The sequence below is a fragment of the Mariniflexile jejuense genome, from assembly GCF_042675665.1.
GTDB classification, from domain to species: domain Bacteria; phylum Bacteroidota; class Bacteroidia; order Flavobacteriales; family Flavobacteriaceae; genus Mariniflexile; species Mariniflexile jejuense.
This window is the reverse complement of the sequence record NZ_JBHTJI010000001.1, coordinates 1,372,508-1,394,019: the sequence shown is the minus strand read 5'-3', so window position 1 is coordinate 1,394,019 and position 21,512 is coordinate 1,372,508. Positions and strand designations below refer to the sequence as shown.

Annotated in this window: 19 protein-coding genes; 6 read left to right on the top strand and 13 right to left on the bottom strand. The window is 31.4% G+C overall.

Annotated elements, in window-relative coordinates:
- Positions 1-2: 2 nt before the first annotated feature.
- From ACFQ1R_RS06000 to ACFQ1R_RS05945, 12 genes are all read right to left on the bottom strand, one after another.
- Positions 3-1,403: a TolC family protein gene (locus ACFQ1R_RS06000; protein WP_379925221.1), complete on the bottom strand. Its 1,401-nt coding sequence runs from the start codon at positions 1,401-1,403 to the stop codon at positions 3-5.
- Positions 1,400-2,761 carry an HlyD family secretion protein gene (locus ACFQ1R_RS05995; RefSeq protein WP_379925220.1) on the bottom strand — a complete coding sequence of 454 codons (1,362 nt, stop codon included), beginning with the start codon at positions 2,759-2,761 and terminating at the stop codon, positions 1,400-1,402. Before ACFQ1R_RS05995 ends, ACFQ1R_RS06000 begins: the two co-directional genes overlap by 4 nt.
- 8 nt (positions 2,762-2,769) lie before the next feature.
- Complete coding sequence (locus ACFQ1R_RS05990) at positions 2,770-4,428, bottom strand: peptidase domain-containing ABC transporter (protein WP_379925219.1); 1,659 nt, start codon at positions 4,426-4,428, stop codon at positions 2,770-2,772.
- Positions 4,429-4,431: 3 nt separating this feature from the next.
- Positions 4,432-5,106: a TetR/AcrR family transcriptional regulator gene (locus ACFQ1R_RS05985; RefSeq protein WP_379925218.1), complete on the bottom strand. Its 675-nt coding sequence runs from the start codon at positions 5,104-5,106 to the stop codon at positions 4,432-4,434.
- A gap of 138 nt (positions 5,107-5,244) precedes the next feature.
- Positions 5,245-5,946 carry a sulfite exporter TauE/SafE family protein gene (locus ACFQ1R_RS05980; protein WP_379925217.1) on the bottom strand — a complete coding sequence of 234 codons (702 nt, stop codon included), beginning with the start codon at positions 5,944-5,946 and terminating at the stop codon, positions 5,245-5,247.
- Positions 5,947-5,948: 2 nt separating this feature from the next.
- Positions 5,949-6,395 (bottom strand): FixH family protein, encoded by a 447-nt coding sequence (locus tag ACFQ1R_RS05975; protein ID WP_379925216.1) that lies wholly within the window; start codon positions 6,393-6,395, stop codon positions 5,949-5,951.
- A 159-nt stretch (positions 6,396-6,554) separates the two neighbouring features.
- A complete protein-coding gene (gene ccoG / locus ACFQ1R_RS05970) occupies positions 6,555-7,979 on the bottom strand; it encodes a cytochrome c oxidase accessory protein CcoG (RefSeq protein ID WP_379925215.1) in 1,425 nt (474 codons plus the stop codon).
- Between the two features lie 64 nt (positions 7,980-8,043).
- Positions 8,044-8,973, bottom strand: a complete 930-nt coding sequence (locus ACFQ1R_RS05965) for a cbb3-type cytochrome c oxidase N-terminal domain-containing protein (protein ID WP_379925213.1) — start codon at positions 8,971-8,973, stop codon at positions 8,044-8,046.
- Positions 8,970-9,155 carry a CcoQ/FixQ family Cbb3-type cytochrome c oxidase assembly chaperone gene (locus ACFQ1R_RS05960; protein WP_379925212.1) on the bottom strand — a complete coding sequence of 62 codons (186 nt, stop codon included), beginning with the start codon at positions 9,153-9,155 and terminating at the stop codon, positions 8,970-8,972. The genes ACFQ1R_RS05965 and ACFQ1R_RS05960 overlap by 4 nt, the downstream gene beginning before the upstream one ends.
- A gap of 18 nt (positions 9,156-9,173) precedes the next feature.
- Positions 9,174-11,366: a cytochrome-c oxidase, cbb3-type subunit I gene (gene ccoN, locus ACFQ1R_RS05955; RefSeq protein WP_379925211.1), complete on the bottom strand. Its 2,193-nt coding sequence runs from the start codon at positions 11,364-11,366 to the stop codon at positions 9,174-9,176.
- A gap of 11 nt (positions 11,367-11,377) precedes the next feature.
- Positions 11,378-11,563: a cbb3-type cytochrome oxidase assembly protein CcoS gene (ccoS, locus tag ACFQ1R_RS05950; RefSeq protein WP_379925210.1), complete on the bottom strand. Its 186-nt coding sequence runs from the start codon at positions 11,561-11,563 to the stop codon at positions 11,378-11,380.
- Between the two features lie 128 nt (positions 11,564-11,691).
- Positions 11,692-14,067, bottom strand: coding sequence for a heavy metal translocating P-type ATPase (locus tag ACFQ1R_RS05945; RefSeq protein ID WP_379925209.1), 2,376 nt, complete (start codon positions 14,065-14,067; stop codon positions 11,692-11,694).
- A gap of 211 nt (positions 14,068-14,278) precedes the next feature.
- Here ACFQ1R_RS05945 and ACFQ1R_RS05940 point away from each other — a divergent pair, with 211 nt between their 5' ends.
- From ACFQ1R_RS05940 to ACFQ1R_RS05915, 6 genes are all read left to right on the top strand, one after another.
- Positions 14,279-15,523: a PAS domain-containing sensor histidine kinase gene (locus ACFQ1R_RS05940; protein WP_379925208.1), complete on the top strand. Its 1,245-nt coding sequence runs from the start codon at positions 14,279-14,281 to the stop codon at positions 15,521-15,523.
- Positions 15,520-16,581: a response regulator gene (locus ACFQ1R_RS05935; protein ID WP_379925207.1), complete on the top strand. Its 1,062-nt coding sequence runs from the start codon at positions 15,520-15,522 to the stop codon at positions 16,579-16,581. Before ACFQ1R_RS05940 ends, ACFQ1R_RS05935 begins: the two co-directional genes overlap by 4 nt.
- 86 nt (positions 16,582-16,667) lie before the next feature.
- Complete coding sequence (locus tag ACFQ1R_RS05930) at positions 16,668-17,507, top strand: universal stress protein (protein ID WP_379925206.1); 840 nt, start codon at positions 16,668-16,670, stop codon at positions 17,505-17,507.
- A 45-nt stretch (positions 17,508-17,552) separates the two neighbouring features.
- On the top strand, positions 17,553-18,230 hold the full coding sequence (locus ACFQ1R_RS05925) for a Crp/Fnr family transcriptional regulator (RefSeq protein ID WP_379925204.1): 678 nt from the start codon (positions 17,553-17,555) through the stop codon (positions 18,228-18,230).
- A gap of 88 nt (positions 18,231-18,318) precedes the next feature.
- Positions 18,319-19,446: a vWA domain-containing protein gene (locus tag ACFQ1R_RS05920; protein WP_379925203.1), complete on the top strand. Its 1,128-nt coding sequence runs from the start codon at positions 18,319-18,321 to the stop codon at positions 19,444-19,446.
- Positions 19,447-19,470: 24 nt separating this feature from the next.
- Positions 19,471-20,937 (top strand): magnesium chelatase, encoded by a 1,467-nt coding sequence (locus ACFQ1R_RS05915; RefSeq protein WP_379925202.1) that lies wholly within the window; start codon positions 19,471-19,473, stop codon positions 20,935-20,937.
- A 7-nt stretch (positions 20,938-20,944) separates the two neighbouring features.
- On the opposite strand, the gene ACFQ1R_RS05910 is transcribed toward ACFQ1R_RS05915, so the two are convergent.
- Complete coding sequence (locus ACFQ1R_RS05910; protein WP_379925201.1) at positions 20,945-21,508, bottom strand: YdeI/OmpD-associated family protein; 564 nt, start codon at positions 21,506-21,508, stop codon at positions 20,945-20,947.
- Positions 21,509-21,512 lie beyond the last annotated feature (4 nt).

The window sequence follows — 21,512 nt, the reverse complement described above, 5'->3', positions numbered from 1 at the left end:
CTCTAATTATTTACATTTGAAATCGCTAGAATATTGAACAAATTAGCTTTTGTATTAAAAAAACTATTTTCTAAATCAATAGCTTTCAGTTTTGCATCAATTAATTTAGATTCTCTAGAATTTACCAAAAACAATGAGCTTTCACCTAAAAAGAATTTACGTTCTTCTGCGATAAGCATTTGGGTATAATCACTAACAATTATGGTGGTATATTTATTTTGTAATGTATAAGAATCTAATTCTTGTGTTATGGCATCTATTTTGTTTTTTAAGCTAACTTTTGTGGCTTGAATTTCAAATTGTGTATCCTGCATTTTTAATTGAGCTAATTTTAAATCGGCACGTTCCTTTCTTAAAAAAAGTGGTATGCTAACATTTAAACCGCTTTTGTATGCAGAAGTACTAAAAGACCTAATCACTTCTGGGGTTTGTGATAAAAAATTATACTGTAAGTCTATTTTAGGAAGTAGGTTATTAAGTGATAAGCGTTTTTCAATTGTTAAACTTTGTAGCTTATAATCAAGTGATTGTATTTTTGGATGGCTATCTAAATTTAAATCTTCAATAGCTAGTTTTGAAGTGTTAAGTATAGCATCAACAGTTTCAAAAGTATTAACATCTGGTATAATGGAGTCTTTAATTTCAATAGGTGTATCATCATTTAACCATAAAAAATTTGATAGTTCTAAAGACGATTTTATAAATTTAATTCGCGATTTTTCAAAATTTAGTCTTCTATCATTTAAAGCTATTCGAGCTTCTAGAGTATCAATAGCTGGCATTTCACCTAATTGAAAACTCTTTTTTATACCGTTAAAGCGTATTTCGGCATTTGTTAAAAACGCTTCATATACACGTTTTTCATTATAGGTTTTTAACCAATTGAAATAGGTAATTGTGGCATTGTAAAGTATATTGTTTACAAGTATTTGTTTGTCTGCATTGGCTTGGTTAACATATATTTTTGCTTGTTTAAGCATTGCCATACGTTTGTTTGTTAGTAAGCCTTGTGCTAAAGATACGGATATGCCAGCACTGTATAAACCATCTTCAGGAACAGAAGCTTCAGGGTTTAAGTAATTACCTGTGTTTTCTTCAAAATTACCTTTAAGTTCTATACCATACCAAGTTGGTATTTTAAATGTTGCATTTAGTTTATTGTAGTACTCGGTGTTTTTAAATGTTTTTAGAGTGTGATCAATTTCTAATTTAGGGTCAAAAGCACCTCGAGCCTTCATAAGTTTTGCTTCACTTTCACTAATTACCAAATTAGCTTGCTTAACTATGGGATGAAACGTTTTTACATAGCCTAAATATTCTGAAAGACTTATAACAGATAAACTATCTTGAGCTGCAATTATTTGGCTAAAGCAGATAGTAATAACTAGTGTGATTATTTTCATTTTTTAGAATCTTTTAAATCAGACTTAGTCGTATTTTTTGGTTGGTAATAGTTAGGAGGGAAGCTGTTAACGTTTCGCCATAGCTCAAACCAAATTGGTACATCTTCTAGTAGTGCAATTGTTTTTGCACCCGAGCCAACTCTTATTGCCTCAGGCCATTTATGGTCGTTTTCATCAGGTGCTAAAAGAATTCTGTATTTACCATTATCACTTATAAATCGTTCTATAGCTATTACCTTAGCGCCATAAGTACCGTAAGATACATTAGGCCAACCACTAAAAACAATAGCAGGCCAACCATCAAACTGTACTCTTACTTTTTCGTGTAAATGTAGTAAAGGTAAATCTATTGGGTTTATAAAGGTTTCAACAGCTAAATCATAATTTGCAGGCATAATACCTACAAGTTCTTCGCCTTCTTTAAAAGTAACACCAATACCACCACGTAATGCTTTATTTATATAGCCACTTTGTGGTGCTGTAACGTATAAAAGATTGTTACGCACTTTGTAATTTGTGTAATCATTTTCTAATTTGCTTACTTGGGCTTCAGTATCAAATTGACTTGATTGCGCTGTAAACATATCGCTTTGTGCTTTTGATATTTTATCGGCATACTCTGCATTAATTCTTGATAATTCAATTTGAGTATTTATTAATTCGTTTTGGCTAGCAAGATATTTGTTTTCTTGTGAAATAAGTTTTGCTTGCGTTTCTTGTAATTTTAAACGTTTTTCTTCAACATCTTTAGTGGCTTTAAGACCTTCATTTTGAAGTGTTTGAATTCGGTTAAATTGTGTTTCTGCAATACGTATATTTGTTTTTGAAGCTTCAAAATCTATACTGTCGCTTTTTACTTTTAAACGGGCTTGCATAAGTTTGTTTTTAGCTTGCGATAGTTTTAATTGTTGTTCATTTTTTATTGCGCTAATTTGTCTGTTTATAGCATCTACTTTTTCCTGGTAAGCGCTTACAGATGATGATTTTGCTTGTATTTGCTGGTTGGTGCGTTCTACCAATTTATCATCAAAATATTCGCTTTTTATTTCAGATATTCTTATAATGGTATCACCTTCATTTACAAAATCGCCTTCTTGTACAAACCACTCTTCAATACGTCCTGGTATTTGAGATTGTATATATTGTGGACGCTGATTGGGTTTTAATGTCGTTACAATGCCGTTTCCTGTTATATTTTGAGTCCATGGCAAAAAAAGCACAATAAGTCCTAATATTGCTGCTACCAATAAAAACCTATTAAATTGCTTGTAATAGTTTTTATTAAAAATGTCTTTTCCAGATTTAAAACTGGATAAAGGCACTTTTTTATTTAGTTGATTATGAGATATATTAAGCATAATTTTTTCTAATTTTTAATTCTTCCATTTTCAAGTTGAATACTATTGGTGCATTTGGTTTTCCAACTATCGCTACCGCTTACTACAATTAGTGCCCAAGGTCTATCTTTATGGGTTAAATAGTTAATAATTGCATTCGTTTCTGTAGGGTTAAACCTGTCTAGAGCATCTTCAAGTATAAGTAGTTTTGGTTTTTTTAAGATAGCTCTGGCTAAAACTATTTTTTTTGATACCGTATGAGACATTTGTTTACCATCTGGATATAAAATTGTTTTTAATCCTTTTGGCTGTTCTTTTAAAAAGTTTGTTAAGCCAACTTTTTCTAAAACATCAAAAATTTCTGCATCTGTAATGCTGGCATCATCAAAGGTTAAGTTTTCTTTTATTGTGCCTTCAAAAGGTGTTTCTTCAGTTAATGAAAGTCCAAGTTGCGCTCTATAATAATTTAGGTTAAGACTATTTATTGAGAAGTTGTTTACATGAATATGGCCAGATGTAGGTTCATTAATACCCGAAATTAATCTTAAAAGGGTTGATTTTCCTGAACCACTTTCTCCTAAAATAAGTAATCTGGTTTTGCTATTTATGTTTAGCGAAATGTTATTTATTATAGGTTCTTCTCTATTAGGTACGGTGTATGATACTTGGTTTAATTCTATATTAATATTGCCGTTAATTGTTGGTTTTTCGCCATCTTGTTCTTCTAAATCTTTATCAACAATTTGCCCTATTTTTTCTATTGAAGTTAATACATCATAAAACGACTCTAAGCCTAAAATTAGTTTTTCAACCGAAGCAATAACAAGAATGATAATGATTTCTGCTGCTACAAATTGACCAATATTCATTTCTTGATTGAGTACTAATGCACCACCAATTAATAGTAAACTTGCAGTTACTATTACTTTAAAACTAATCATTTGTATAAACTGAATCATTAGTATTTTAAAATGATTTTCTCTGGAAGTTAAATATTCGCTTACCAAATTATCATTTTTAGTGAGAGCTAAATTTGTGTTACCAGACACTTTAAAACTTACTAAGGTTCTGGCTATTTCTTGTATCCAATGTGCTACTTTGTATTTGTTTTTAGACTCAATTAAACTTGTTTCTAAACCGCGTTTTGCAGTAAACCTAAAAACTACCAATATTAATGCAAGTAGTAGAATACCAAAAACTATAAAAAATGGATGATAAAACGATAATAAAAGTAAAGCAAAAAGTATTTGTAATATAGCCGCAGGAATATCAATAAGTATTTTTGATAATCCTTTTTGAATAATTAAAGTATCGAAAAACCTATTAGCTAATTCTGGGGGATAATAGTTACGTAATTTTGCCATTTTTATTTTTGGAAATCTGTAGCTTAGTTCAAAAGATGAACGTGTAAAAATACGTTGTTGTATAGTTTCTATTATTCGAAGTTGCATTAGCTGTAAAGCACCAGCAAAAGCAACGCCAAGTGTTACTAATATTACTAAAATTACCCAAGATGTAGAAATTTGTGCTCCTTGAATTAAGTTAATAATTGCTTGAATGCCTAACGGTAACGAAAGTGAAACAATACCCGAAAAAATGGCATAATAAAAAATTTGGAATATATCTTTTTTTTCAAGGTGTAATAACCCCATAAATCGTTGCCAAGGCGTCATGTTTGGTGTAGTCATATATTAGAGATTTAAAGTATTAAGGGTTAAATTTGTAAAAAACATAGTTGGTGTAGTGTTAGCTTTACAGTCTGTTATGGTAGTAAAATGGTCTTTTAAAAAATGTTGATGCAAACTACCTTCAACTATAGTGCTAGCCAAACAAGATGCAAAATTATATTCTGGCCTAATAGCTTTAATTATATCTCTTAAACGTAGCACAACACGTTTATATACAACAAAATACCCGTCTTTATTTTCCAAATCTACTTCCTTTGTTAAAAATGATTTTGAGTTTTCGTTAATTATAATATTACAAAGTATTACCTCGTTTATGTGTGTGTATTTTGAATCTTCTTTGGTTGTTCTTGTAAGAATTTCAATAGCTTTTTGAAGTTTTTCTTTATTATCAGAAATACTATGCGTTTCAAAAACTAATTGATATTCAATCCAAGCCCAATACCAAGATGATAGATATAGAAGAAGTTTATGCTTACTTTCAAAATATCTATATATAGAACTTTCATTAGAACCAATTTCTGCTCCTAATTTCTTAAAAGTAAAAGCATCAAAGCCTATTTTATCTATTAAAATGATGCTTTGTTCTATAATGCGTTTTCCTAGTGTTGAAGACTCAGGGTCTTTTACATAAATTTTTTCTGGAACAGCAATTTTTAAATTTGAAAGTAAATTATCCATAATTAATATTATTATACACAAATATAATAGTAATACTATTAAAAATGAATGTAAAGCATTTAATTTTTGTAAAAATTTAACATATTTACAAATTTGTAAGAATAATTAAAAACGCTTAAAAGTATTGTGGTTACTGTATTAATGGCAATCCATACCACTAGAAACCACATCTAGAACTGGTGCAGGAGAAATGTAAGGAATACCAAGCCCCAAACCACGAAGAATAAATAAAACACCAATAACTATCACAAAAACAGGAATAGCTTTCTGTATTTTTTGTCTAATAGTACCTTTTAAAAAATTTGATAAATAAATAGCGGTTGTCATTAAAGGTATGGTCCCTAAACCAAAAACAGCCATGTATAAGCTACCATTTAGTGCGCTTCCGCCAACAATTGCTGCAAATAATGCCATGTATACTAAACCGCAAGGTAAAAACCCATTTAAAAACCCAATAGTTAAAAATGTTTCGGGTGTTTTTTTCTTTAATGCAGTTCCTAGAGCAGATTTCACTTTAGAAATTAATTTAAAAATAGGTTTAGAAAAGTTGTATTTACTAAATGTTTTATATGGAATAAGCACAACAAAAATCATTAAAACACCTATTATAATAGATAATTGTTGCTGAAAACCAAAAAGATACAAGCTTTTACCAATAAGTCCAAAAACCAAACCAATACTAGCGTAGGCAAGTAACCTTCCAAAATGGTAAATTGTAATTTGTAGTAATTTTTTGTAAGCATTTGTTCTATCAACAGGTAGCATAAAAGCAATAGGTCCACACATACCAACGCAGTGAAAACTACCCAAAATGCCTAATACAAATGCCGAAACAAGCATGCTTAATAATTTATAGATTCGTTAAACAAATAAGATTTTCCATTATATTGCCAATCAATTTTTATGTTCCAACGACCATCTACCAAACGGATGTCAGGTATGAGCAAATTTGATTTAGATAATGAAATAGCAGTATCAAAATCTAAGTGTTTGTTAGATGGTCTATAAAGGAACACATTTCCAGTAATTTTTTTAGGATCAAAACTTTCAGGAAAATGAATAAGAATGCCTTCTTTAGTAATTTTATAAGTAATATTTTCTTCTAAAACTTTGGCATTATTAAGTTTATCAATGTTGTTTTGGTATGCCAATTCGTCTTTGTAATAATCTTCAGTAACCAAATCATGGTCGTATTTATCACTTACATTCATAGTGATAATAAAATACATTATAAAGGAAATAAATCCAATAAAAGCCAATACAATTCCTGTTCCCCAATTTATTTTCATAGTATTTATTTTTTTGTTTACCCTAAATAAGTTTCAGGATAATGTTTTTTGTTTTTTTTATGGCATTTCCCTATCGGGTCGGGCTTTACGTTTCAAGTCCTCGCTCGTACCTCGCTGTGGGCTTTTCACTTCAATCCCTAATGCATCAACTGTTTCAACTTATTTATAGCTTCTTGGTCCTAAAAAATTAGCCGTAGTAGTTTCAATAAGTTTATCACCTTCATAAACACCAATCTTTATTTTATTTCTATCACCAGTTAAAGCCGAATTATTAATTTCAACAAACAAAGTACCTTTTGCAATGCCTTGGCTTGGTACCAAAAAACGATTGTGAGTAGCTACCAGCTTTAAATTTCCTTTGTGCGATAATAATTTAAAATGCACATTGGCAATGTTTTTTGTTGTTTTGTTTACTAATTTATAAGTAAAAACGTTACTAATAATGTTATTGTCTTTATGCTCGTAAAGCTGCCCAGGTAACCTTAAAACAGTTGCTTCAACATCATTTCTTAAAAATAACATACCTGTTAATAATCCAATTAATATGGTTAAAACAGCTATGTAACCTTTCATTCTAGCAGTTAATTTAAAAGAGGCTTTGTTTTCAATATTATCTTCACTAGCATAACGTATTAAGCCTTTAGGTAAATTTACACTTTCCATAATATGGTCGCATTCATCAATGCAAGCAGTACAATTTACGCATTCTAATTGTGTGCCATTTCTAATGTCTATACCTGTAGGACAAACATTTACACATTGCAAGCAATCAATACAATCGCCATAGCCTAAGGCTGTTCTATCTTCATTTTTTCTAAATTTCTTTCTGCCATTTTCAGCTTCACCACGTTTATGGTCGTAGGCAACAACAATCGATTTTGTATCTAATAAAACGCCTTGTAACCTTCCGTAAGGACAAGCAATAACACACACTTGTTCTCTAAACCATGCAAAAACAAAATAAAATACTGCTGTAAAAATAAGTAGAGAAAATAGCGTGCTTAAATGGCTTGTTGGCCCATCAATTATATATTGAATTAAATTATCACTACCTATTAAATAAGCTAAAAACACATTGGCTATAACAAATGATATGAAAAGAAAAACAATTAATTTTAATCCTTTTTTTCTTATTTTTTCGGCATTCCACGGTTGTTTAGATAATCTAATTTGTTTGCCTCTATCACCTTCAATCCAGTATTCAATTCTACGGAAAACCATTTCCATAAAAATGGTTTGCGGACAAATCCACCCACAAAATATACGACCAAAAGCAACCGTAAAAAGGGTTATAAACACAACACCAATTATCATTGAAATAACAAACAAATGAAAATCTTGAGGCCAAAAAGGAAAACCAAATATATTAAACCTACGTTCTAATACATTGAACATTAAAAACTGGTTACCATTTATTTTTATAAAAGGCGATGCCAGTAAAAATGCCAATAACCCATAGCTTACCCATTTTCTGTAATTATAGAATTTGCCACTTGGTTTTTTAGGAAACACCCAAGCGCGTTTACCTTCTTTGGTTATGGTGCCAATTGTGTCTCGAAATATTTCGTTTTCTGGAGTTTCCAAAATGGAGTGTTTTTTTAACCTAACGGCGTTAAAATTTAGCGTCGTTAGGTTTCATTTGTCTATTTTAATTAGTCACTACTTGTATTGAATCGGTGGTTGTTGCAGCTGGAGTTTCAGAGGTTTCATCAGTTTGTAAATCACCTTGTGGTTCTTTAGGATTTGCAGGTGTAGTACCTTGTAAGCTTAAAACATAACTAGCAACTTGTGCTATTTGAGCAGGTTTTAATTGCGTTTTCCAAGCTATCATACCTTTTCCTGAGCGTCCGCCTTCAGATATGGTTTTAAAAACATGACTAATATCGCCACCTAAAATCCAGTATTTATCGGTTAAATTTGGTCCAATACCACCACCACCATCTGCCATGTGGCAAGCTACACAAGTTGACTCAAAAATGGCTTTGCCTGCATTTAAATCTGTTGCATCGGTAAGTAAGGTAACGGTATTAAAATCAACTAAATCTTTAGCTGTTTTTTTGTAAGCCTCGACTGATGCTTTTGCTTCAGCTAATTCGGTTTCTAATTCATCAAATTGATTTTCACCATTAAAAATATGGAATCTTATTAAGTAAACGGCTCCAAAAATAATAGAAATATAAAAACCATATAACCACCAAGGAGGTAGGTTGTTGTCAAGCTCTTTTATACCATCATAGTTATGATCTAAAATAATTTCAGCTTCTTCTTCAATTGGTTTACTTCCAGCAAGTTTTTTGTAAGCATTTTTAAGCCATGTAAATTGGTACGTTTTACTTTTTTCGGCTAAAAAACGAGCTTTTGCTTCTTCATCTAATTTATGTAGCATTACATTTTCTAAAGCTCCAATAATAGCTTCGGTTGCAATTAGAATTAATAAGACTAATAATAAAAATAATAATACAGCTGGATATTCTATAAATGCTGGTTTTTCACCAGAATCTACAACGTATTCTGTAAGTGCGAAAATGATGAAGAATACAACTGGAACTCGTATCCAAGATGGGATTAAATGTCTCATAATATTTGGTCGTTTTGGTTGTCTAATGGAATGTTACTAACGTTTTTTATGTACTCTTTTTTAGCAGTAAATACCCACCAAAATAGGATGACAAAAAAGCTAAAGAAGATAAGCAGAGAAATTATTGGGTAGATTTCTATGCCTGAAATACTATCCATATGACCTTTTATATATTTTAACATAATTACTTTTTTTGATGGTTATTGTTGTGCTGTTTCTACATGAATATCTGTACCTAAGCGTTGTAAATACGCAATAAGAGCTACAATTTCACGATTTTTCATTTCAATAAATTCGTCACCATTTTCGGCTGCATATTTTTTGTCTGCTTCATAGTTTTTTGCAAAGTCTGGATCGGAGTATAGATTTTTTTCAATCTCGGTGCCTTGTGCCAACATATTTGCTTGCGCATTTGCTATTTCTGCTTCAGAATATGGTACACCTAATGTTACCATTGCTTTCATTTTAGCTTCGGTTTGCGATTTATCTAATTCACTACCACTACCTGTTATTAGCCAAGGATATCGGGGCATGATAGAACCTGATGAGGTACTTTGTGGGTCGTACATGTGGTTAAAATGCCAGTTATCAGAATATTTTTTGCCAACACGGTGTAAATCGGGTCCAGTACGTTTGCTTCCCCAAAGGAATGGATGATCGTAAACATATTCACCAGCTTTTGAATATTCACCATAGCGTTCTACTTCACTTCTAAACGGGCGAATCATTTGTGAATGACACCCAACGCAGCCTTCACGAATGTAAATATCACGTCCTTCCAATTCTAAAGGCGTATAAGGTTTTACACTTGCTATGGTTGGTATGTTTGATTTTACCATAATAGTTGGTACAATTTGAATAATACCACCAATTAAAATGGCTACGGTTGCTAAAATGGTTAATTGTACTGGTTTACGTTCTAACCATGTGTGGAAGCCTTCGCCTGCAACACGTTTTTTTGATACGCGTTCTAAAGCTGCAGCTTCAGCAAGTTCATCTCCAACTTTGCTACCTTGTTTTATGGTTATAATAATGTTGTAAACCATAATAAGCATACCTGTTAAAAATAATGTTCCACCTATAGCACGCATCCAATACATAGGCATAATTTCGGTAACAGTTTCTAAAAAGTTACCGTAAGTTAAAGTACCATCTGGATTAAATTGTTTCCACATACTAGCTTGCGTAAAGCCTGCTACATACATTGGTAAAGCATACATAATGATACCTAATGTACCTATCCAGAAATGTAAGTTTGCAAGTGCTAAAGAGTATAATTTGGTTTTAAATAATTTTGGTACAAGAAAATAAATCATACCAAAGGTTAAGAAACCGTTCCATGCTAATGCACCAACGTGTACGTGAGCAATAATCCAATCGGTAAAGTGAGCAATGGCATTTACGTTTTTAAGTGATAGTGTTGGACCTTCAAAAGTTGCCATACCATAACCCGTAATGGCTACTACCATAAATTTTAAAACAGGATCTACACGCACTTTATCCCAAGCACCACGAAGTGTTAAAAGTCCGTTTATCATACCACCCCAAGATGGCATCAATAACATAACTGAAAAAGCTACACCTAAATTTTGTGCCCATTCTGGTAAAGCGGTATATAATAAGTGATGAGGTCCTGCCCAGATATATATAAAAATTAACGACCAAAAGTGAACTATTGAAAGTCTGTATGAATACACAGGTCGGTTTGCTGCCTTAGGTACAAAATAGTACATAAGCCCTAAAAACGGTGTGGTTAAAAAGAATGCAACCGCATTATGCCCATACCACCATTGTACCAACGCATCTTGAACACCTGCGTAAACCGAGTAACTTTTTAAACCGTTAACAGGAAGTTCTAAACTATTAAATATATGAAGTACAGCAACGGTAACGAATGTAGCTATGTAAAACCAAATAGCAACATATAAATGACGTTGTCTTCTTTTTAAAATGGTTCCAATTAAATTCCAACCAAAAACCACCCAAACTAAGGCTATGGCAATATCTATAGGCCATTCAAGTTCTGCGTATTCTTTTGATGTAGTGTAACCCAAAGGTAATGTAATGGCTGCAGCTACAATAATAAGTTGCCAACCCCAAAAGTTTATTTTACTTAAAACATCGCTAAACATTCTAGCTTTTAATAAACGTTGTGTAGAGTAGTAAACCCCTGCAAAAATTGCATTACCTACAAAAGCAAAAATAACAGCATTTGTGTGTAAAGGGCGTAATCTACCAAAGCTAAGCCATGAAATACCATCGGTTAAATTTGGGAATAAAAACATAAAGGCTAGCAGTAAGCCTACTAGCATACCTACAACGCCCCAAAGCATGGTGGCATAGAGAAAGTTTTTAACGATTTTGTTATCGTAATGAAATTGTTGCATTTCCATAATAGTTCCTATTATTCTTTTTTGGTTAGTATTGATTTATTGGATTTTTCTTTTATTAGTTCGTCATCAAACAGCATACGAACGGAAGGGGTATAACTATCATCATACTGTCCGTTTTTTACGGCTAGTATAAATGCGATAAAAAAAACGATAGCAACGATAATGCTAATAGTTAACAAAATATATATAACGCTCATACCTATTTGAAGTTATGGTTCAAAGTTACTTTCATGCTTTTTTTTAAAATATGACTTTTGTCATGTTTCTTTTTATTCTTTTTCTGGCTATAAATCCACTAGTAATTATTTGTGTATTTAAAGCTTATTTATTTTAATTTTCTTCCAACAACATTTGTTGCAACGGTTGTAAACGCAACAATTGTAATAGAACTTAAAGGCATTAAAATTGCTGCGATAACGGGTTCTAACCTGCCAGTAACAGCAAAATAAAGTCCGATACTATTATATAAGAACGATAGTAAAAAACTCCATTTTATAATTTTTACAGCATGTTTTGAAGCTGTTATATAATGATACAATTGGTTGAATTTTGAAGCATCTAAAATAGCATCGCAAGCAGGTGAAAATACATTTACGTTTTCAGAAATAGCAATACCAACATTACTTTGTGCTAGTGCACCAGCATCATTTAAACCGTCTCCAATCATCAAAATATTAGCACCTTCGGTTTGATGGTATTTTATATATTCAAGTTTATCTTCTGGTTTTTGATTAAAAATAAGTTTGGTTTTTGTTGGCAGTAATTTGGTTAGATTTTCTTTTTCGCCTTCATTATCACCCGAAAGAATTACCAAATCGTAGTCTTTTTTTAAACTGTTAAACAATTTTGAAAGTCCTTTGCGGTAAGCGTTGTAAAAGGTGAATTTTCCTTTATAGGCGTTGTTGGTACTAACATGTACACTGGTGTTTAATGTAGTAGTTTCTGAAGCATAACCTACAAAAGAACCCGAACCAATTTTAATGCTATTTTGTTTAAAATTGGCTTCAATTCCTTTTCCTAGATGTTCTTCATAAGCATCTAACGGAACAATATCGTGTGTTTTTAAAAGGTTATATAATGAACGACTTAGTGGATGGTTTGAACCTCTTAGTGTGTTTTTTAACAACGCTTCTTCTTCATTAGAAAGCTGAATACCTTCATACTGAACATATGTTTCTTTGTTGGATGTTATTGTGCCTGTTTTATCAAAAATAATGGTGTTTATTTTTGAAAGTTGCTCAATAACACTTGCATTTTTTAGGTAGAATTTTTTCTTCCCTAGAATACGAAGTATATTTCCAAAAGTAAAAGGTGCAGCCAACGCCAAAGCACATGGGCAAGCAATAATAAGTACAGAAGTAAATACGTTTAAAGCTTTACTGGAATCTGTAATTAACCAGTAAAGTGTTGATGAAAAAGCAATTAATAATACATAAGCTGTAAATCGTTTGCTTATACGATTTGTAATGTTTGTGAATGCTAATTCTTTATCTTTTTTAAACGCATCATTACTCCAAAGTTGGGTTAGGTAACTTTGCTCGACCGATTTTAGTACGTCAACTTCAATAATACCATTAAGTTGTTTTCCTCCTGCAAAAAGTTTATCGCCCGATTGTTTTGTAATGGGTTCAGATTCGCCGGTAACAAAACTATAGTCAATAAGCGCTTGTCCTTTAATTAAAATACAGTCAACAGGAATAAGTTCTTGATTTCTAATTAGTAGTCTATCACCTTTTTCAATATCGTAAACTTGAATGGATTCTTCGGTTCCTTCATTGGTGATTTTGGTAATTCCTATCGGGAAATACGATTTATAGTCGCGTTCAAACGATAAAAAGTAATAGGTTTTTTGCTGAAAAAATTTACCAAGTAGTAAAAAGAAAATAAGTCCAGTTAAGCTATCAAAAAAACCAGAACCTATATTGAAAACAATTTCTACAGTGCTTCTAATAAAAAGCGCAGCAATGCCCAAAGCTATTGGCACATCTATATTTAAAATTTTAGAACGAAGTCCTTTATATGCCGAAATAAAATAATCATTTCCAGAGTAAAAAACTACAGGTAGGGAAAAGGCAAACATAAGCCACCTAAAAAGGTGTTTGTACTGCTCTAACCAAAATTCATGCCTTTCAAAATACTCTGGAAACGATAAAAACATTACGTTTCCAAAGGCAAAACCAGCAATACCTAGTTTGTAAATAAGCGATCTGTTTATGTGTTTTTTGCCAACACTATAATCATCTAAACTTATAAAAGGTTCATAACCAATATTACTTAATAAGATTACTAAATTTTTTAGGCTTAGTTGTTCTGTGTTAAAAGATACTCGAACTGTTTTTTTTCCAAAATTTACAGTTGAAACATTTACGGCAGAATTTAGTTTATTTAAATTTTCTAAAATCCAAATACACGAACTACAATGAATATGCGGAATGTATAGCGTTACAATTTGTGTGTTATTATTGTTAAATTCTAACAATTGCTCAACTATTTTAGCGTTTTCTAAAAAATTGTATTTACCATCAATTTCTTTAGGTGTTGTGCCAGGAGCTGATTGTAAATCGTAATAGCAGGTTAAATCGTTTTCAGAAAAAATTTGATAAACAGTTTTACAGCCTTGGCAACAAAACGCCTTATCATCATATAAAATATTTGAAGTTGTAGCATCTAAACCACAATGAAAACATGTGCTTTTGCTCATAATTATTTGCTCATTTATACCTGATGCAAATGTTTAAAATTGTGTCTCTTTAAAATATGATATATGTCATATATTACTTAATTTTACGCGACTTCAAAAGTTTAAGTATGATATTAAAAAGCAAACCAACAGCCATTTTTATTTCCTTTTTTAAACCTAATCGGAAGGTTGCTTTAGTTTTATGTAATAACCTTCAAAAGTTTTTTGTGTAATGCTTCAAAATGAAAAAGATATTTTTAATGTACTTTTTGAAGCTGTATCAGAAGGTGTTATTGTAGTAGATAGTAATCAGAAAATTGCTTTAACAAATGCTTCGGCCGAACGTATGTTTGGATATGAAAAACAAGAATTGGTTAAAAGAGAATTAAGTATTTTAATCCCACAAAAATACCATGCTACACACGGCGCACATGTTGAAGGCTTTATGAAACAAAAAGAAAGCAGGCAAATGGGGCGTGGTCGCGATTTATTTGGAGCACACAAAAACGGTTCAGTTTTTCCGGTAGAGGCAGGTTTAAATCCACTAGAAATTAACGGCAAACAGTTTATAATGGCTTTGGTAATTGATATTTCAATACGTAAGCAACAAGAGCTTGAATTGCAAGAACTAAATGTACAGCTAGAACAAAAAGTAGAAGCCCGTACTAAGGAATTAAGAAACTCTGTTGAAGCTTTAAAAGCTGTGAATTTAGAACGCGATATTGAAATAAAAAAACGTATTGAAGCACAAAATAAAACCAAAAACGCGCTTAAAAAAGAAAAAGAACTTAACGAATTAAAAACAAAATTCTTATCGCTAGTATCGCATGAGTTTAAAACACCTTTAAGCGGTATTTTAACATCTGCAATGCTATTAGGAAAATACAAATTATCTGAACAGCAAGAGAAACGCGATAAGCATGTGAAAACAATTTCAGATAAAGTTCACTACCTAAATAATATTTTAAACGACTTCTTATCAATTGAAAAACTGGAAACAGGTAAAATAAATTACAAATTTAGCACCTTCAAAATAAGTAAAGTAGTAAACGAAGTTGTTTACAATGCCAATATGCTTTTAAAAGAAGGACAAATTATTAATTACCCAGAAAATATTGATGATTACTCGATGTTTCAAGATGAAAAAATTGTAGAACTAGCATTGTCTAACCTAGTTCATAATGCTATAAAGTATTCATCGGAAAACACCTTAGTAGATATAAAAATAAAACAAGACGATAAAAATACCACGTTCAAAATTAAAGATAATGGTATAGGTATTCCATTAAATGACCAAAAAAGTGTGTTTAACCGTTACTTTAGAGCTGAAAATGCACTACTTACACAAGGTACAGGTATTGGTTTAAACATAGTTAAAAGCCATCTTGAAAATTTAGGTGGTACCATACATTTTGAAAGTGAAGAAAATAAAGGAAGCTTATTTACATTCATAATTCCAAATAAAGCAAAGCAATGAAAAAAATATTATTGATTGAAGACGATATTATTTTAAGAGAAAACACATCAGAATTGTTAGAACTATCTGATTATAATGTAATTACAGCACCTAACGGAAAAGCTGGGTTAGAACTTGCAAAAAGCAGTTTACCAGATATTATTGTTTGCGATATTATGATGCCAGAACTTGATGGTTATGGTGTTTTGGAAGGCTTATCTAAAAGTGAAGAAACCAAACACATTCCATTTATATTTTTATCAGCAAAAACCGAACGTAAAGACGTTAGAAAAGGAATGGATTTGGGTGCTGATGATTATATAACCAAACCATTTGAAGAAGACGAACTAATAAGTGCTATTGAAAGTCGTTTAGCAAAAGCAGCTATTTTAAAAGATAGAGCAGAAGTGCAAGAAAATGAAAAAGATACTACTATTGCTAATGATGATGAACTTAGAACCCTTAACGATTTAAAAAACTTTTTTGATGATAATGGTAAAGAAATAACCCAAGATGCTGGAAGTATTGTATATGAAGAAGGGCAACATTCCAATAACATCTATTTAATATCCAAAGGCTTGGTAAAATGCCATAAACTAGATGAAAATGGTAAAGACCTAACCACTGCCTTATTTAAAGAAGATGATTTGTTTGGTTACACATCATTCACACAAAACATACCTTATCAAGAAACAGCAACGGCCATACAGGATACAAAATTAGTAGCACTTTCTAAAAACCAGCTAACCGAAGTATTAAACAGCAACCATACAGTTACCTTAGAACTGATACAATTATTAACCGACGATTTAATGGGTGTAAAAGACCAATTATTGCAAATGGCTTACAGTTCGGTAAAAAAACGTACAGCTTCTACAATACTAAAATTTGCAGAAAAACTTAACCGTAACACAGAAGATGCAATAAGAATTTCACGTAGCGATTTAGCAAGTGTAGCAGGTATAGCTTTAGAAAGTTTAATAAGAACCTTATCTAGTTTTAAAGATGCAGGGTTGATTGAAATTGAAGGTAGAAATATTCGAATATTAGATTTAAATAAATTGCAACAAATTAGCTAGCTAGTAGCAAATTACCTGAAATTATGATATTGGTCATATTTGGTTAAACCTCATGCATTTACTTTTGTTTATTGAAAGTAATTAGCATGAAAAACATTTTAATACCCACAGATTTTTCTGAAAACGCATGGAATGCTATAGACTATGCATTGCAATTTTTTAGCAAAACGCCATGCAACATTTATTTATTACATGTTAATAAACCAGATGTTATGTCTAGTTCAGAAAATTTGTTCACTTCAAATAAAAACAATTCTAGTAATATACTTGTTAAACCATCAAAACAGCGATTACAAGAACTATTAAATCGTGTTAAAAAGAATTTTCCGGATAATACAAATCACAAGTTTTTTACAATTTCAGACACAAATTATATTATCGATTCTATTAGAAAGCAGGTGTTGGAAAGAAAAATACATCTTATAGTAATGGGAACAAAGGGAAATTCAGGATTAAAAAATTTTTGTATAGGAAGCAATGCAGGAAATGTAATTACAAAAGTAAAATGCACAACGATGGTTGTTCCAGAAAATGCCAGATTCATAGCAACTAAAGAAATAGCATTCCCAACCGATTTTTCAATTTTTTATCAAGCAGAAACATTACAACCTTTGGTTGATGTTGTAGAAATGTTTAATGCAACAGTACGAGTTTTGCACGTTAATAAAAGTGGTTCTGAACTTAATGAAGACCAACAACGAAACAAAGAATATCTAGACGATTACTTTGCCAATTACAAACATAGTTATGAGTTTTTAACCAATAAATTTTTTGAAGATGCCGTACAAAAATTTGTAGATAGTAAAGAAATTAATTTAATAACTATGTTAGCTAAAAACCTAAACTACTTTCAAAAAATTTTATTTCACCCAACAATAAAAGGCATTAGTTATTACAAAGATATTCCCTTTTTAGTGTTGCATTAAATGGTTGAAATTTAGTTTTAAAGTATTATAAAACAATTTGTTATTATGGGTAAATGTGATCAATGTATAATAAAACAATTTAATTCATTAAAATCTTTAACAAAAGAAGAATTAGTGCGTATTTCTAGTTGTAAAACCACAATAACAATTAAGAAAGGTGACGTTATTTTTGATGAAGGTGAAATTGTAAACGGCGTTTATTGTGTGCGCGATGGGATTTGTAAATTATCTAAATTAAGTTCAAACGGTAAAGACCAAATAGTGAAAATTGTGGTAAAAGGCGATTTGCTTGGGCAACGTTCTATAGTTTCAGACGAGGTTTCTAATTTGCAAGCCACAGCTTTAAGCGATATGGAAGTTTGCTATATTCCTAAAAGTGAAATTATAAACGATTTACAAAAAAACCCAAAATTCTCTTTTGATGTTTTAAAAGAAATGGCAAAAGATTTAAGAGAAGCAGATAACATTATTGTAAATATGGCCCAAAAATCGGTAAGACAGCGTTTAGCAGAAACGCTTATTTATATACATAAAAGTTTTGGTACAAACCCAGATGGAACATTAAGCGTGTTATTATCTCGTGAAGATTTAGCTAATATTGTAGGAACAGCCATAGAATCTGCCATAAGGGTAATTTCTCAATTTAAAAAAGAAGGCTTAATTACAACAATAGGCAAGCGAATAAAAATTGATGATCTTGCAGGTTTAAGTCGTGTTGAATAAGTAGTATTTAATTTCTTTTTATCGTTATAGATAAATCTAATTGCATTGGCATGTAAGTTGTTTGAAAATATAGTATTTTTATACAGCTATGACAAAAAGTAATACACTTAAAAAAGGCTTTGTATTTAAAAAGTATGAAGCCCCAAACCAATCGCCATTTGATAAACTTTTTGAAATTTTCAAAGAGCTTATCACACATACTTCGGGCGATTTTGATGAAGCTATCGATTGGCTTCGTCAGTTAGATAAAGAATACAAACTAACCACTTCAGAATATACCATTGATGATTTTATTGAAGATCTTAAAAAGAAAGGTTATTTAAGAGAAGAAATTGACAATGATGGTAATGGAAGTTTAGCCATTACAGCAAAAACTGAAAGAGCAATTAGGCAACAAGCTCTCGATCAAATTTTTGGAAAAATTAAGCGCAGTGGTCAAGGAAATCATAAAAGCAAAAGCCCAGGCATAGGCGATGAGCATACAGGCGATTTTAGAAACTATCAATTTGGTGATGCTTTGGATAAAGTATCAGTAACAGAAAGCTTAAAAAATGCTCAAATAAATCATGGTATTTCAGATTTTACATTATCTGAAGATGATTTGGTAGTTGAAGAAACCCTTCACAAATCACAAATGAGTACTGTGTTAATGATTGATATTAGCCATAGCATGATTCTATATGGTGAAGATAGAATTACGCCAGCCAAAAAAGTAGCGATGGCTTTAGCAGAATTAATCACTACTAGATATCCAAAAGATACTTTAGATATTTTGGTTTTTGGTAACGATGCATGGCAAATAGAAATTAAAGATTTACCTTATTTAAAGGTTGGTCCATATCATACCAACACAGTCGCTGGTTTAGAATTAGCAATGGATTTACTCCGAAGAAAACGAAACACCAACAAGCAAATTTTTATGATAACCGATGGTAAACCCAGTTGTATGCGTTTGCCTAATGGCGAATATTATAAAAACAGTAATGGTTTAGATAAGCACATAATCAATAAATGTTATATGATGGCACAACAAGCACGCCGTTTACATATTCCTATAACAACGTTTATGATTGCTCAAGATAATTATTTAATGAAATTTGTTAGAGAGTTTACCAATGCCAATCAAGGAAAAGCATTTTATACCGGATTGAAAGGTTTAGGCGAAATGATTTTTGAAGATTATGAAACCAATAGAAAAAAAAGAATTAGAGGATAAAAAAGATTCAAGAAAAGCAGAAAAATGAAAATAGAAAATATTAAAACACTTAACGATTTAAAAAAAGCAGGTTATCAAAGTAAATCCATTAAAGATGAGCTTCGTGATAATTTAATTCAGAAAATAAAAAATAAAGAAACCACTTTTAAAGGTGTTCATGGGTATGAAAATACTGTAATTCCTGAGTTGGAACGTGCAATTTTGTCACGTCACAACATTAATTTATTAGGATTGCGCGGACAAGCTAAAACACGTTTAGCACGCTTAATGTTGAATTTATTAGACGAGTATATACCTGTAGTTGAAGGTTCTGAAATTAATGACGATCCATTCAATCCAATATCCAGGTATGCCAAAGAACTAATTAAAGAAAAAGGTGATGCAACCCCAATTACTTGGTTGCATAGAAGCGAGCGTTTTGCTGAAAAGCTGGCAACACCAGATGTTACTGTGGCAGATATTATTGGTGATGTAGATCCAATTAAAGCAGCAAATTTAAAATTAAGTTATGCTGATGATAGAGTTATACATTACGGTATGATTCCTAGAGCCAACCGTTGCATTTTTGTTATAAATGAATTACCAGATTTACAAGCCAGAATTCAAGTAGCATTGTTTAATATTTTACAAGAAGGAGATGTTCAAATTAGAGGTTTTAAACTTCGGTTACCTTTAGATATTCAGTTTTTATTCACAGCAAATCCAGAAGATTATACCAATAGAGGCAGTATTGTTACACCATTGAAAGATAGAATTGGGTCACAAATTTTAACGCATTATCCAACAGATATAGAAACCGCAAGACTAATAACAGAACAAGAAGCAAGAGTGGTTGAAGCCCAAATAGATTCTGTAAAAGTGCCAGATTTGGCTAAAGATTTATTAGAACAAATTGTATTTGAAGCGCGTGAAAGTGAATTTATTGATGCAAAAAGTGGTGTGAGTGCCAGATTGAGTATAACTGCCTTTGAAAACTTGCTAAGTACTGCAGAAAGACGCGCTTTAAAATCGGGTGATGATAAAACTATGGTTAGGCTAAGTGATTTTGTTGGTATCATTCCTGCTATTACTGGTAAAGTAGAGTTGGTTTATGAAGGTGAGCAAGAAGGTGCTTCAGTGGTGGCGTATAATTTGATTGGAGAAGCTGTAAAAAGTTTATTTGAAGCGTTTTTCCCTAAAATTGAAAAGCTTAAAAAACAAGAAGATGAAAGTCCTTATGATGATATTGTGTCTTGGTTTTTTAACCTAAAAGATGGTTTTGAACTTTTGGATGATGTTAGAGACAAGGAGTATGAAAATATGCTTGACGCTATTTCGCCTTTAGATGATTTGTTAGGAAAATACCAACCAAACATAAGTAAATCAGATTCTTATTTTGTAAAAGAGTTTGTACTTTGGGCTTTGGTAGAATTCAAACTTTTAAGTAAATACCGATTTGCTGAAGGCACTCAATTTAAAGATCCATATGGAAGTTTTATAAGTGGAATTTAATTACCAGTTATCTTGATTTGATATTATTAGCGCATAATTGAATAATTTCAAAAATGCGCTTTTTTCTTGTTTCTTCTCGTTTTGCTTGGTTTAGCCAGTATAGATAGCTTTTTCTGTATGAAGGGGCAAAGTTTTGGTAGTTTTGAAAAGCTATAGCATTTTTATCAAATTCAATTTGTAAATCTTCAGGAATACTGCCATTTTCAACAGCATCTAAAGCTGTCCAACTACCATTTTGTTTCCCTATTTCTATTTTTTTAAGTCCACTTTTATGCATCAAATTTTCAGAAATTAAAACTTCAATATATTTTTTGTTTAATGCACTCCAAACGCTTTTTTCATTTCTAGGTGTAAAGTATTGTCGCCTTTTACCATCTCCTAAACTTTTAACGGTTGAATCTATCCAGCCATAACATAAAGCTACTTTTACGGCTTCTTCCCAGCGCATGCTTTTATTTTCATGCTCAACTTTGTAAAATATTAAGTAAACACCTTTTGCTGAAGCGTAATTTTCTTGTAACCACGCTCGCCATTCGGTATCTGTTTTAAAATAAAGTTCGGGTATTTTCAATGGA